Origin of the sequence: Robertmurraya dakarensis (assembly GCF_900156875.1) — a bacterium.
Lineage (GTDB): Bacteria > Bacillota > Bacilli > Bacillales > Cytobacillaceae > Robertmurraya > Robertmurraya dakarensis.
Genome location: NZ_LT707409.1, coordinates 1,968,969 through 1,982,892 on the forward strand (window position 1 = coordinate 1,968,969; position 13,924 = coordinate 1,982,892).

Sequence of the window (13,924 nt, forward strand, 5' to 3'; positions counted from 1 at the left end):
CAGTGTCTTGATAGGTTTAGGAGGAAAATTTTTTATGCAAAACGGTAAAGTAAAATGGTTTAACAATGAAAAAGGGTTCGGTTTTATCGAAGTAGAAGGTGGAGATGATGTATTCGTACACTTCACTGCTATCCAAGGAGAAGGCTTTAAATCTTTAGAAGAAGGTCAGGAAGTTTCTTTTGAAATCGTTGAAGGTAACCGTGGACCTCAAGCTTCTAACGTTGTAAAACTTTAATTTCAAATAAAATCGTTCTAGGCTGGCGTTTTTTTGCCAGCCTTTTAGTATCTTTACGTTAATTTTTCTCCATAATATTTTATCTTTTCCCCAACTGTGCATGCGGAAATACAGAAGCGATGGGCAAATCGTCTTCCTTTCTCATCCTTGTGCAGCTTGTGCAGAAAACACCCTTCACAATAACTCTTCATTAAATCGTCCACTTCAGATAAGATCTTCTCTCTTTTCAAATTCCTCCCACCTTTCCTTCTTATTACATGCATACAAAGACTATTCCCCTAGATAATTTGCATTCTGCTATTGATTATTTTCCCTTCAAGTGCTTGTGTAGCCAGCTGGTCTGCTTCCTTGTTTTCTTTTCTTGATAATGGTGTATATGTTGGGGAAATTCCGAGTTCTTTTATTTTAGCTTCCATCCGGTCAAGCCAGCGATTCAAGTTTTCTTCGTAACAAGGCCATTCTCCTTCAAGCTGCTTTAATACAACTTGGGAGTCGCCCTTGATTTCACAAGGAAGATGATGTACGCCAAGCTCCTCCAAGATATTAAGTGCATAGTATAATGCGGCGTATTCAGCTTCATTATTCGTTTCCATTTGTTCAATCAGTTCATTTGACCGTATTCGGAACTTCTTTTTCCCTTGTTTATAATAAATCACAACACCTAACCCAGCTTCATACGTTTCATTATTAAAACCGCCATCAAAATAAATGATCAGGTCATGTGGTTCCGTCTCAATTTCAGCTGTTACCTTTTTCATTTCTTTGAGTGTCCAAGAAGTATTCATCTCATCTATGAAGTTTAGCTCCGCCGCTTTTCCTGATTTATCGATTTGCTCCCCTGTATCAAGGGCAACATTAGATTCAAGCCAGTCTGAAGTAAATAAAACAGGTTTATGGCCTTTTACTATGTATTTCCATTCGATTTTATACTTCATCTTTTTCACCTTTCTATCCCTATTCTTATCGGCATTTTATATACGCTGTTCCTAATTTTTATGATACACTATCAATTAGTTTATCCTTACAGAGGCTTGTAAAACTGATGATTTTAATTTTAAAAGGACGATAACAAAACTTATGTCTAATTATACTCTATTTGAGCGTGTTTCATGTGTATCTAAGGGGGAATGTTATTTTGATTGAGGTGTATATTGATGGTGCTTCCGCAGGCAATCCAGGTCCAAGCGGTGCGGGTATTTTTATCAAAGGCACTGGTGATGTTGAAAGATACTCCATCCCTCTAGGTAATATGAGTAACCACGAAGCAGAATTTTACGCTTTTATAAGAGCATTAAATATCTGTATTGAAAAAGGCTATAAAGTGGTTTCCTTTAGAACAGATTCAGAGTTGGTAAATCGTTCTGTTGAAAAAGAGTTTGCTAAAAACAAGGCTTACGCACCACTTCTTGAAGAAGCATTACAATTAACAAAGGAATTTGATTTATTTTTTTTAAAATGGATTCCAAGCTCTGAAAACAAAACAGCTGATTCACTTGCAAGAATGGCTATTCAGAAAAACTAATTCAAAATATAAAGGCGTATCCTTCATCGATACGCCTTTATAGAGCAAGCAGTTTTTTGTCTGTTACATATTGGATGGCCTCAGATCGTGAAGTAATACAGTTTAGAGTGAGGACCTCCAAAAGTGACATATAAAAGCTGCCATCAAATGTTTTTTGGGCTTTTAGAGTTAGTTCAATCGCCGTATTTGTTTGTTCATCAGATGCATTTGTATATTGCTTGCCAAAATAGATAAATCCAATGGCGTCATCGTATAGCTGAAAGCCCTTCCCTTTTAAGAATTGCAAATATTCATCCGTACCCACTTACCTTCCAACCCTCTCCTGCTAATCAAGATGCAATTGTTAAAATTTTACCTTAAATTTCGACAGTTTTCTATCTTTTTTTGATACAAGATGTCCTATTGTACCTGTCAAAATACCTAAGAGTGCACCACCCACAACTTCTTCTGGCTGATGACCAAGCATCTCTTTTAACTTCTCCGGAGATTTCTCTTCAAATTTTACTGTCTGTTCCTTTTTAAAGGAATCATATAATTGATCTAAATCATTGACTTTTAATGTTAACTCCCCTGTCTGCCGGCGGATTCCTTGAGCATCATACATCACAATTAAGCCGTAGATCAGAGAAAGAGCAAAATCAATTGTTGGTGTTCCTCTTCTTAACGCAATATAAGTCGTTAGTGATGCCACGCCTGCTGAGTGCGAACTCGGCATCCCTCCTGTTTGAAAGAACAAGTCCGGACGTAATTCTTTTTTCTTTATATAATGAATGGGGATCTTTAACCCTTGAGCTAAGCAGATGCTTAGTAATGCAATAATCACACCTCTATTCATTTTCTCACCTCATGATTATTTTGAAGAAATCAAAAGGAATCTATACTAAATCATTTTTGGTATGAGTTCTATTTGTTCGCAAATACTAAAAAGAGGAACAACACAAGGAGGTGTCTTCATGGGAGGTAAAAACAAGCATACAAACAGAGGTAAAAAAGCTCCTGGTGTGAATCCGCAAGGCTATGGTCAAGATGCGGAGTTTACTGAAAATCCAAAATCAGAGCTTGAAAATAGAGCTAAAAAAAGCAATACAAAAATATAATACCGTTAAAAAGAGACTGTCCATTTCGGACAGCCTCTGTTTCGATTTATCTATTATCTTACGTATTCTTTATCCTGCTTTAGAAAACGATCTAATCCCTTAAAACCAACTTCATTAAACTTTGACAACACTTTTTCACGATCGTATTGATAAAGGGCATCATCATGTGAATATTGGATAGGAACTTCACAGTGAATTTCAGCAAGCTTTCGACTTAAGTACAGCATCTCCAGGTCTTGCTCAATTTTTGCTTTCTGCGCTTTTGTCAATTTATCTAAGTTTGAGACCACACCTTCAACATGCTGATACTGTTGAACAAGTTTTAATGCTGTTTTTTCACCTATTCCTTTTACCCCAGGATAATTATCGCTAGGGTCGCCCATTAAAGCTTTTACATCAATCATTTGCTTAGGCTGTATACCTTTTTCCTCATAGAAGCTTTCCTGAGTATAAACTAAATAATTTCCATAACCCTTTTGCATTAAAATTACGGAAATTCTTTCATCTAATAACTGAAGAATATCACGGTCCCCTGTTAAAATATGAACATGAGTATCAGCAGCTTCATTCTTAGCAATCGTGCCGATACAATCATCTGCTTCATAACCTGCTAAACCAATATTAGGTATATCAAAAGCATCAACCACTTCTTTTACCAAGTCAAATTGCGGAATAAGCTCAACAGGTGCCTCTCCCCTATTTGCTTTATAATCTGTAAACATTTCATTTCTAAATGTATTACTGCCCATATCCCAGCAGACAGCCACATGACTAGGCTTGAAAGATGATACTGCGGTAAGAAAATGCTTAACAAACCCTTGTACACCGTTCGTCGGGACTCCTTTTGTGTTAATCATAAACTGTCCTGATACGGCCGTGGCATAAAATGCACGAAATAACAGCGCCATACCGTCAACAAGCATTAAGGATGATTGATTTTTCTTTTCCATGGTGTCCCTCCTCATTTCAACATAAGATCCATTATAACATGGAATAGATGCTAAGTTTATGAAAATGAGTAATTGCTATAAAAAGGAACACGAATACAGGAGACTAATTCTTGATATTTTCCTTAAAAAATAGAACAGCAGAGGTCAAAATCTCTGCCATTCTCATTATTATTGCGGAAGTGGTGAATCCACACTCTGATAAATTACCTTTCCATCTTTAATAACTGAACGGTTACCAACTAAATTATTTTCACCTTTTTCATTAAAGGTATAGGTCCCGATTAACCCTGTAAACTCAGCGTTTCGGATCGCTTCATTGATTTTCCCGCTATCCGATACCGTTCCCGCTCTTTGCATGGCATCAACGATAAAGTTAATTCCATCAAATCCAGAATAAGCAAAAGAATTCGGTTCATAATCTGAACTTTCCTTGAAAATCTCTTTAAATGTTTTAATTTCTTCTGTTTCTTCACCAGACCTGCTCAAGATAACCATTCCTTCAGCAGCTGCCGGTGCAAGATTCAGAACTTCCTCCGGAATGCTTCCACCAGTTTCCATCACCTTGACATCAGGGATAATTTCTTCAAGCTGCTTGAGGAGAGGGATGGCCAGCTCCGTTTCGGCAGCAAGAAGAACGCCATCTGGATTAGCAGCTTTTACTTTATTGAGTAACGTTAAAAATTCCTTTTGTTCTGGGGCAAATTTTTCAGTTGTAATGATCTCAATTCCTGCCTCCTCAATAACCGGTGGATATAATTTTGCGTACGATTGCCCCCATGCATCATCTAAATAGATCATCGCGATCTTTGTCATACCCATATCCTGCATCGTTTTTACCCCAGCATTGACATAGTTTTTATTTGCTGGAGCTGCTTGAGTAAAGAACTGTGCCCCCTGATCTGTCAAGATATCACTTGCCGCTACAAACGTAACTAAAGGAACTTTAGAACGTTCGGCAATTGGAATCATCGCCGCAGTCTCAGAACTAATTGAAGTACCAAGAATTACGGGGACTTTGTCTTGGTTAATGAGCCTTTCGGTAGCAGCTGTTGCTGATTCAGCCTTCCCTTCTGAGTCATAATGCACAATATTAAGTTTGTAAGTCTGATCTCCAACTTTGAAGCCGCCATTCTTATTAATTTGATCTGCTGCGACTTTATGGCCCTCTAGCACCCATGATCCCGTCTGTGCTAATGGTCCTGTAGTAGCAAGAACAATCCCAATATCGACTGTTTGTTCTGAATCTTTATCAGAGGATGCCTCCTCTTTCCCGCTGCAACCAACTAAAGCGGTTATTGTAATTAGCAGAACGATCATGAAGCCTAACTTTAGTTTCTCCATTTAAAATTCCCCCTTTTTCACCTCTGCTGTAAACATTGACAATAGTTCCACTGTTTTTTCTTTTCACCAAACATATTTGATTCATCTACGGTAAACGCTTACATTCAACTACTTATAAACGCTGCGGTGGCTGTTATTTTTAATGGATAGATACAATTTCAATTTAAATGATATGTTAAATTTACAGAATAGTCAATATTTTCTAAATATTAATTGTAGATTCTACTACACTGCTCATCTCTTATTAGAAGCGGAGATGATTAAATTTCCATGGCATGAACTTTTTCCTGCAAAAAAACAGAGAGTCGCCTCTCTGTTTCTACTTTTCATTATTTAGTTTCGTTTCGACTTCATGTTCATCATACGAAATCCAATCGCTGAAGCTGCCTCCATATAGTTTTACATTTTCATACCCAGCCTCTTTTAAAGCGATATAATTGGGTGTCGCGGTAATCCCTGATCCACAGTACACAATTATTTTTGCGTCTTTATCTATGTCCGCAAATCGCCGTTCTTGCTCATAGGCAGATTTAAATTTTCCGTCTTTAAATCCGTCAGTCCAAACATAATTAACCGCTGTCGGGATATGACCTGCCTTTTTGTCAATAGGCTCTTCTATTCCTAAATAACGTTTTTGCTCCCTAGAATCAATGATAACATGATCGCCGCTTGTAACAGCAGATCTAACATCTTCTACAGATGCAAGCATATTTGATTGCAGATCCATTTCATAATGAGTATTCCTTACAGTAGGGATACAGTCGTCAATTGGGTAGTTCGCTTCAGTCCATTCCTTATAACCGCCGTTTAAAATGTACACATGTTGATGACCCGCGAATTTCAAAAGCCACCATAACCGTCCTGCAAATGATCCTTCTCCTCCATCATAAGCAACTACCATATTATCGTTGGAGATCCCAGCGTTTTCGAGAATTTTTTTGAAATCATCTGGTTTCGGAAGCGGATGCCTGCCCCCATGTTTTTCAACATTACCTGACAAGTCATCTTCCATATGCAGGTAATTGGCACCTTTGATATGACTTTTCAAATACAGCTCTTTCCCCTTCTCAGGGTCACTAAGCTGAAAACGGCAGTCAACAATGACAACATTTGAATCATTCAATCTGTCTAAAAGCCAATCTTTTTCAATAAAGGCCGTCATTCCTTGTCACTCCCTCCCATTCTTTTCTCCATTAATTTACGAACATGCTCCTTCGGATTCCAGCAATCAAACACATAATTTGGTTTTGTTTCATAACCCAGTCGACTGCATTTATACTGCATTCCGTCTTTACCTTTTTTAGCTCGAAAATGGACACAGCTCGCACAAGCGTGAAAAGGATTCCCCATAGTTCCTCCTCATAATTTTAATATTTTCCATATCCATTCATTTAAAAAGGGAATCGATTCATTTCCCTTTGGCAGGTCTTTGATCTCGAGTTCTAATTGCTGCTTACCTGTTTCCAAAAAACGAATCATCTCCCGCATATTTGAAGGTGGTACAACCTCCCCCCGTTTTTTTGCGTATACTAAATTTCGGTAAAACGCATATAAAATATCAGTTTCGTCTGACTCAAAAGAGAAATATGGTCCAGCATCGTCAATTCCCTTATTTTTAATTATCTTCTTTGTAATGATAACCGCTCTTAATGCTTGAATAAGCTGTTTCTGATGTCTCAGCGTGTACGTATTTTTTCCAGAGAGATCTTTAAGATTACGGCTCATTAAATGGCGATAGTGCTGGGCTAGAGAATAGGCTGAATAGCAATGCGAAATCAAGTATTTTAAAGTAGCTGAAAAATCATCGTCGATATAAACAATCGGTGAAAACGCCCACTCATAAAGACTTGGATTTGACTTTGATAACAATTGAAAAGCCTTGAATATATCCCAGCCCTGAACATCATAAGGGCAAGACCCATCTAGGACATCAGGAGGACGCTTTAGTGATAGATATGAACGGATATCTTGATGCTTATAAATAAAGCGAATATCCTGATCAGAATCCCCAGATTGAGTCCCCCAAGTGTAGCTTCCTGCTTCACATGCAAACAAAATATCAATATTTCGTTCTTGCGCATATCTTCTTAACCAATTTTCCATAGCAGTTCCTTTATCCTTGGCTTACTATCTTTCTCTCGATTTCTTCGAGCTGACCAATCGGTATTTCATTTCGTAAAGTAGCATACATTCCATCATAATACTCGGTCATTTCTTCACTTAGAGTAGTGATCAATGCATCCAGTTCTTTGATAAGCTGGTCCTTATAATAGACTTTTAAACGATTTCCTTCATTTTGGAGGTAATCATCGGTCGGGGCTTGCATCACTTGTTCTAGTGCTTCCTGCATTAATTTTCTCTCGTTATTTTCAAAGAATGCTTTTGGATTTTTAAAATAGGTTAGCACTTTTTTAAATAAATCTCGATCTAATTCACTGAAAGCACTGTCGAAGCTAACTCCCTCTATCTCACCTAGCTGGAATTGACTAAATGAGAGTTCATCGTTAATTTTTAAAATTTCCTTCGTTACTGTACCGTGAGTTTCTCCCAAAATTTTTGCAAGGAAACCTTCAATCCTTAATGTTGTTGCCCGCAGTTCTTGGGCAAAATCAAATCCAAAATCAGATAGAAATTCTTCTAATGCATGCTGAACGGCTTTCTTTAAATTTCTGCCATCATCTTTAAGTGCCGATGGATTGAAAGCCTCCTTAAAGAAATCACTGAATCGATAAAAAACTCGCTGTTTAATATAATAAGTTAATTCATCGACTTCTTGACTCAGTCTTTCGAGAAGAACTGCTGCAGGCTGATCTTTTATCAATTGTTGAATTTCATTTTGTTCCTTTTGCAAACGGCTTATTTTTAACTGCTTTTGTTCATTCCCTTCATGAGCAGACTGAATATAGCTTCTTAATAATCCAGCAGCACGTTCCCATTCCACCAACGCAGAATTAATTGCAATATCTGTTAAATCATGGGTAATAAAAGAGTAAAATTTATCTTCAAATGCTTGAATCCCAGACTGGGATTCCCCCTTGTTACCCGCTAGTTTCTCTTTAATAGCCAGCAAGCTGGAAATTGGGAAAAGATTAGGCTTTCTGATTCCATACTTGATAAGCTGATCGCTGACATAATCTAATACATCTTGTTTTTCCTCTTCATTGTTCGCCAAATCGACGGCATTTACCATGAAGAACATTTTGTCTAATTCAAACGTATCCTTCACACGTCCAAGCTGAATTAAGAATTCTCGGTCAGCCTTAGAAAACGCGTGATTATAATAAGTGACAAACAGGATGGCATCTGAATTTTTTATATACTCAAAAGCTACTCCAGTATGGCGCGCATTAATGGAATCTGCTCCAGGAGTATCGACCAATGTAATTCCTTTTCTTGTTAACTCACAATCAAAGTACACTTCAATCGTTTCGACTAAGCAGGATTTTTCTTCATTCGCTACGAAATCTCTAAATTCTTTTATATCTGTTTCAATGACTTCACCTAATTGATCTCGGTAAGCATTAAAGCCCTTTGAGAATGCATTTAAGAAAGCAAAATGAGTCTTTTCATGAGCATCAAAGTCAGTGTGATTTTCCATTACTTTGTCAATCTGCACAAGCGCACCATCAAAGTCTCTCGCCTCAAAATCAAAAACAGAAAGTGAACGTTTTACATCTTCAAACAGTACTTCTTTCGCCTTTAATTGCACCTTCACTAACCCATGAGTATTTTGTTCGTCAACCGGCATTATTTTATTAATTGCTGCTGTTGTAGGGTTTGGAGAGACAGGTAATAGCTTTTCACCTATTAGTGCATTTGCAAATGACGATTTCCCGGCACTAAATGCTCCAAACAAAGCAACTGTAAATCCACGGCTTTCAAGTCGATCGGCTTTGTCGATGAGTTCAGCAGTAATCTTCTTGAATCCAGGAATATTTCGAAGCTCTTGGGCTGAATATCTTAATTTCTTAACTGTAGAATCAAATTTGTCTACATCAAGTTCTTTATGGATACTTTCATCAGCATCAGAGTTCTCTCCAAGTGCTTCTGTTGTTTTTGTTTCTTCCTTTAATGCTTCCTCTTTGTTATCTTCTTCACTTTGAATGTAGATTTCCACTTCTTCTTCGTTTTTAATGATTTCTTCTAACAGTTTGGCAAATTGCCCCTCATCAAACTGTCCGCTTAAATATTGCTTCATTTGCTGCAGTGAGTCTCTTTGATTAGCAAGTATCCGCTGTTTTTCACTCCATGCTTCAAACAGCTGCAACAATTCGTTTTTACTGTTCTCTGCTTCTTGTACTAATTCTTCATTTTCTATTTTGATGATATTTAAATATAGGCTTCTTATTTCTTTAATTTGTTCCTTCGCTAACCTTTTTGCTCCTTCTGCCACATCATTAGTATAATTAAGAACATAGTCCCCAGATAATCTTGCCCCTGTCTTTACCGTGTTCTCCAACAAATCCTTGGCAACTGGTACAGAAAGCTTTTGAATTTTATTAATTAGATCTGAATCGTGGATTTCATTATTTTTTAATACTCTCAAGAAAAAGTCACGCAAATGCCATTCCAATTGAGCTTTAACTTTATCCTGAAAATCCTCAAAAAACTGATCTAGCCTATCCTGCCTTTCTTGTGCAGTCTTTTGTTTAGTAAAAAACAATCCCACCTTAAAATCAGGCTGCCTTGCCTGCAGATAGGCTTCTGCAAGTTCTCTTGTTGAAGCAGGCATTAAATAAGCATTTTTCAATATGTCATCGACACCGTTTAATAGTTCATTATCTTTTTCTTGCAGCCTTGACGAAATTTCGGCTAGCTTTTTCTCAGCAAGCGATAACTTTTCAGGAAGCACTTCTTGTTCTTCTTGCGAAAGTTCATTCAGTACCTCATCAAGTTGCTCAATCTTTTCTTGATCATTTTCTTCTAAGTACAAACGATGTTCTTCCACTAATTTCACTAGCGAATGGTAAACAGATTGCGGTAATAATTCATGCCTTTCTGCAAGCTTTTTTTGTATAAAATATTGCAGTGCTGAAAAGTCATTTTCCGGATGCTCGGCAAATTTTAATGAAGTATAAAAAGTTTCTGCTGGATGAACTCCCCAAGCAGCAAATGAGTCTTTCACACTCGTTTTAAATTGCTCAAAGCTGAGTTCTTCGTCGCGATGCTTATCAATTTGGTTGATGATTAAATATACATCCTTCCCAGCACTTGTCAATTCCTTTGTGAAAAGGAAATTTAATTCAGATTGAACATGGTTATAATCCATTACATAAAAGACCAAATCAGCTAGGTGTAATGCTGACTCAGTTGCAATTCGATGTGCATCATCGGTTGAATCAATACCTGGTGTATCCATTATGCAAGCTTCTTTAGGCAATTTATCAGTTGCATGACTAATCTCGATTGAATGGATTTGGTCGCCATCTTTAGCATGCGATTTCACTTTATTGTAATTATAAGGTGCTGGATAAAGACGCGGTTTTCCCTCTTTGAAATAAACTTTCGCATACTCTTCACCAGATTTAATTTTCACCAAATTCGCGCTTGTAGGAATTGGGCTCGATGGAAGTAAATTTTCGCCGACAATTTTATTAATCATGCTTGATTTTCCAGCAGAAAAATGCCCGCAGAACGCAATTGAAAATTCTTTATCATTCAGTTTTAATGCTAATTGTTTTGCTTTTTGAGCTGTTTCTGTATCGCCACTTTCTAAAAAAAATTGATTTAGTGCTGCAATCTTAGTGCTTAACCCCTTTGTTTCCTGCTTTGAAGCCGTTTCAATCATTGTCTATACCCCTTGTTTGTCTATTTTCTAAATCTTATTTTAACTGATTTTTCGTTCTTTTCCTATCATTTCAGGAAGAACAAGTAAAGAAAAGAACAAAAAAACCAGGTCTTTAAGAACCCGGTTTAAACTTTATTGATTATTTGGAATTTGACATCTGTGCTTTACTAACTTGATTTAGGACATATTTCATGACAAAAGAATATACAGCAACTGTTGTGATTATAAAGATAGAGACCATATGTAACACCATCCTTTTTGAATAGTGAGAATAAATATCAACTTACCTATATATTACCAGTAATGAAAATCATTTTCAATAAATGATTTTCATTTGTCATACTTTTTTAAAAAACAACGCCAGTATTTTTTCCTCTTCACCGAACTGGCTTTCGTAGTCAGTTAGCTCAGCAAGTGCTTTTTCCTCCAGCGGAATACGAATGAGCATTAGTAAAAAGTTTAAGATTGAAAATACAATTGCTGTTAGGTAAGCCTGAAATAACAAAGGTATGACAATAAACTCCATAGCTACAACGACATAATTAGGATGTTTTAAAAAGCGGTACGGCCCCCTTTTTACAACATTTGCTTGCGGTACCACAATAATCTTTGTGTTCCAAAACCTCCCCAATGAAAGCAATGCCCACAGCCTGCCGGCTTGCGTAATTAGAAATAATAAAAGTAGCATCGGCCAAGCAGGAGAGATGTTTTTTCCAAATGCATTTACTTCGATTATGTATCCAATAAAGAAAAGGGAGTGACCAAGCACCATATAGCGGTAATGAGATTTCCCAAACTCAATTCCACCTCGCGCTTTCATCCAAACCTCATTTCTCCTGGCTACAAACAATTCAACAAGCCGCTGCGATATAACAACAAGAATGAACAAATAAAACAAGGTCTATTCCCACCTTAATAATAGTAATTCAGAACTAAACCCCGGACCCAAAGCAGTAACTAACCCAAGTTCGCCGCTTTTTCCAAGTTCCATGTACCTCTTTAATACAAAAAAGATGGTGACTGATGACATATTTCCAAAGTTTCTAAGTACATCAAGCGGAATTTTAATATGTTCAACAGACAAATCCAAAGATTTCACATAGGCGTCGAGAACTTTTTTACCTCCAGGATGGGCAATAAAATGATGAATATCTGCAGGTTTTTTAGAAAAACGTAATAAAAAATTAGATACATTTTCCTTTAGTTCCTGCTCAACAATAGTCGGAATGTCTTTCGAGAACACAACAAATAGTCCATTATCCCTTACATCCCAGCCCATCACATCTAAAGAATTTTTCCATGTTTTTGATCCCGTACCAATAATGCTCGGATATGACCATTTGGGATTATTATCAGAGATAACGCTTTCATCTCCTGTAACTAATGCACATGCAGCACCATCGCCAAACAAGGAAGTCCCAATTATATTGCTTTTTGAATGATCTTCTTTTTGAAACGTTAAACTGCAAAACTCAATCGCTACAACTAATACCTTTGCCTTTGGATATGCGAGACAGTATTCGTATGCCCTAGACAACCCCGACGCTCCGCCTGCACATCCTAATCCCCAAATTGGAATCCTTTTTGTGTTTTCCGAAAAGGGCAGGATATTCATCATTCTTGCTTCAATACTTGGTGTAGCAATGCCTGAACTAGAAATTGTGATGATGGCATCAATCTCTTCGTAATGAATCGATTTCGTTAAAAAGACCGTATTATGTAAACAATTCTTTATCGCGCTGCAACCCATTTCAATGGCAGATTCAATGTAAGCATTATTTTTCTCTTCAAACGACCTATCCTTCTTATACCAATCTAAATTTTTTACGAAATGACGTTTCTCAATTTGACCGTTTCCAAATACTTTAAGCAGGCGGTCAATGTCTTTATGTGATTCACCGAAAATTGAACGTGAAAATTCCATGATTTCATTCTGCTCCAATTTATATGGAGGTATAGCTTCTCCTACCGAGACGATCGCTGGCATAGTCATCTCTCCTAATCCTACAGGTCCTCGAAAGATTGAATAAGCTTACTCTTCCCAAAGAATAAAAAAACATGCCAAAAATTAGCAAAAAAAAACTTCCCTCATCGGAAATGAAGGAAGTTCATATGTCTTGAAGGATTTGTTGTGCATCTTTATTATATGACGAACTCTCGCAAACTGCATTATTAAATTCTTTCCAATTATGAACTATCCCAAAAGAACTACTATTTTTTCTTTTATTGTAGGTAAAAACTCTTAAAACTATCATTCAAAAATAATTATTTATGATAGAATGATGGATAATACTAGTGCTGGAGGAATACTTATGACACTAACCAAAAATATAACAGATTTACTGAACGGGACTATTGAATCAGTCAAATCAGTTCTTCCATTTGATATAAAAGTAGATAAACCCTCAATTCTGACACAGCCATTAACCCAGCATAAAATTGGAGTTTTAATAGGAATGACAGGAGATGTTAGAGGCAGGGTCATTATTGATGGCGACGATGAGATTTTTTGTAAAATCGGTGAGTCCATGTTTGGAATGGTACTCGAAGGAGAGATGCTCGAATCTTTCGCAGGGGAGCTTGGCAATATGATTGCAGGTAATCTTTCTACTACGATGGCGCAAAAGGGGTTCGAAATGGACATTACACCTCCTACAGTCTTTGTAGGACAAACAAAGGTTTATGGCTTCCAGAGAGCCTTCCGTCTCCAAGTACATATAGGCAATCAAGGGTTTTTAGAATTTGTTTTAATGGTTGAATAGAGCCATGGCAATCACAATAACACCAGACTATTCTGGTGTTATTGCATCATTATTATTTTCTTGGGTTTGCACTTCAATCCAAATTTTGTTTATAACATTTCCTCCACAAACAGAGCATACGTCTAAGTAATCGTATAACAATCTGCAATGATCACAATAATATTTTTCCATTCATCATCCACTCTTTTTCACAATTTTTACTACATTGTATTGTATTTTGAAGTGTTCA

Annotated in this window: 16 protein-coding genes; 4 read left to right on the plus strand and 12 right to left on the minus strand. The window is 37.0% G+C overall.

Annotation, left to right across the window (positions count from 1 at the left end):
* Positions 1-34: 34 nt before the first annotated feature.
* Positions 35-235 carry a cold-shock protein CspD gene (gene cspD, locus CZ487_RS18250; protein WP_077213723.1) on the plus strand — a complete coding sequence of 67 codons (201 nt, stop codon included), beginning with the start codon at positions 35-37 and terminating at the stop codon, positions 233-235.
* A 53-nt stretch (positions 236-288) separates the two neighbouring features.
* Here cspD and CZ487_RS18255 read toward each other — a convergent pair whose 3' ends face one another.
* Together CZ487_RS18255 and CZ487_RS18260 are read right to left on the minus strand one after the other, a co-directional pair.
* The gene (locus CZ487_RS18255) at positions 289-465 is read right to left on the minus strand and encodes a zinc-finger domain-containing protein (protein ID WP_077215383.1); all 177 of its coding nucleotides are present in this window, start codon (positions 463-465) and stop codon (positions 289-291) included.
* 48 nt (positions 466-513) lie between these two features.
* Complete coding sequence (locus tag CZ487_RS18260) at positions 514-1,170, minus strand: ribonuclease H family protein (RefSeq protein ID WP_077213724.1); 657 nt, start codon at positions 1,168-1,170, stop codon at positions 514-516.
* A 200-nt stretch (positions 1,171-1,370) separates the two neighbouring features.
* On the opposite strand from CZ487_RS18260, the gene CZ487_RS18265 reads away from it, so the two are divergent.
* On the plus strand, positions 1,371-1,757 hold the full coding sequence (locus tag CZ487_RS18265; RefSeq protein ID WP_077213725.1) for a reverse transcriptase-like protein: 387 nt from the start codon (positions 1,371-1,373) through the stop codon (positions 1,755-1,757).
* A 37-nt stretch (positions 1,758-1,794) separates the two neighbouring features.
* On the opposite strand, the gene CZ487_RS18270 is transcribed toward CZ487_RS18265, so the two are convergent.
* Positions 1,795-2,061 carry a DUF6123 family protein gene (locus CZ487_RS18270; RefSeq protein WP_077213726.1) on the minus strand — a complete coding sequence of 89 codons (267 nt, stop codon included), beginning with the start codon at positions 2,059-2,061 and terminating at the stop codon, positions 1,795-1,797.
* A 39-nt stretch (positions 2,062-2,100) separates the two neighbouring features.
* The gene (locus tag CZ487_RS18275) at positions 2,101-2,592 is read right to left on the minus strand and encodes a divergent PAP2 family protein (RefSeq protein ID WP_077213728.1); all 492 of its coding nucleotides are present in this window, start codon (positions 2,590-2,592) and stop codon (positions 2,101-2,103) included.
* A gap of 118 nt (positions 2,593-2,710) precedes the next feature.
* Here CZ487_RS18275 and sspL point away from each other — a divergent pair, with 118 nt between their 5' ends.
* On the plus strand, positions 2,711-2,854 hold the full coding sequence (sspL, locus tag CZ487_RS18280; RefSeq protein ID WP_077213729.1) for a small, acid-soluble spore protein L: 144 nt from the start codon (positions 2,711-2,713) through the stop codon (positions 2,852-2,854).
* Positions 2,855-2,907: 53 nt separating this feature from the next.
* Here sspL and CZ487_RS18285 read toward each other — a convergent pair whose 3' ends face one another.
* The 8 genes from CZ487_RS18285 to CZ487_RS18325 all read right to left on the minus strand — a co-directional run bounded on the left by CZ487_RS18285 (position 2,908) and on the right by CZ487_RS18325 (position 12,920).
* Complete coding sequence (locus tag CZ487_RS18285) at positions 2,908-3,804, minus strand: 5'-3' exonuclease (protein ID WP_077213730.1); 897 nt, start codon at positions 3,802-3,804, stop codon at positions 2,908-2,910.
* A 168-nt stretch (positions 3,805-3,972) separates the two neighbouring features.
* The gene (locus CZ487_RS18290; RefSeq protein WP_077213731.1) at positions 3,973-5,145 is read right to left on the minus strand and encodes an ABC transporter substrate-binding protein; all 1,173 of its coding nucleotides are present in this window, start codon (positions 5,143-5,145) and stop codon (positions 3,973-3,975) included.
* 319 nt (positions 5,146-5,464) lie between these two features.
* Positions 5,465-6,307 carry a sulfurtransferase gene (locus CZ487_RS18300; protein ID WP_077213733.1) on the minus strand — a complete coding sequence of 281 codons (843 nt, stop codon included), beginning with the start codon at positions 6,305-6,307 and terminating at the stop codon, positions 5,465-5,467.
* Positions 6,304-6,495 (minus strand): hypothetical protein, encoded by a 192-nt coding sequence (locus CZ487_RS18305; protein WP_077213734.1) that lies wholly within the window; start codon positions 6,493-6,495, stop codon positions 6,304-6,306. Before CZ487_RS18305 ends, CZ487_RS18300 begins: the two co-directional genes overlap by 4 nt.
* Before the next feature lie 9 nt (positions 6,496-6,504).
* Positions 6,505-7,248 (minus strand): nucleotidyltransferase domain-containing protein, encoded by a 744-nt coding sequence (locus CZ487_RS18310; RefSeq protein WP_077213735.1) that lies wholly within the window; start codon positions 7,246-7,248, stop codon positions 6,505-6,507.
* Positions 7,249-7,258: 10 nt separating this feature from the next.
* Positions 7,259-10,933 carry a dynamin family protein gene (locus CZ487_RS18315; protein ID WP_077213736.1) on the minus strand — a complete coding sequence of 1,225 codons (3,675 nt, stop codon included), beginning with the start codon at positions 10,931-10,933 and terminating at the stop codon, positions 7,259-7,261.
* 337 nt (positions 10,934-11,270) lie between these two features.
* Complete coding sequence (locus CZ487_RS18320) at positions 11,271-11,831, minus strand: isoprenylcysteine carboxyl methyltransferase family protein (RefSeq protein ID WP_077213737.1); 561 nt, start codon at positions 11,829-11,831, stop codon at positions 11,271-11,273.
* Between the two features lie 3 nt (positions 11,832-11,834).
* Entirely contained in the window at positions 11,835-12,920 is a 1,086-nt protein-coding gene (locus CZ487_RS18325) for a type III polyketide synthase (RefSeq protein WP_077213738.1), read from the minus strand.
* 325 nt (positions 12,921-13,245) lie between these two features.
* Here CZ487_RS18325 and CZ487_RS18330 point away from each other — a divergent pair, with 325 nt between their 5' ends.
* Positions 13,246-13,695 (plus strand): chemotaxis protein CheX, encoded by a 450-nt coding sequence (locus CZ487_RS18330; RefSeq protein WP_077213739.1) that lies wholly within the window; start codon positions 13,246-13,248, stop codon positions 13,693-13,695.
* The last annotated feature ends 229 nt before the right edge of the window (positions 13,696-13,924 follow it).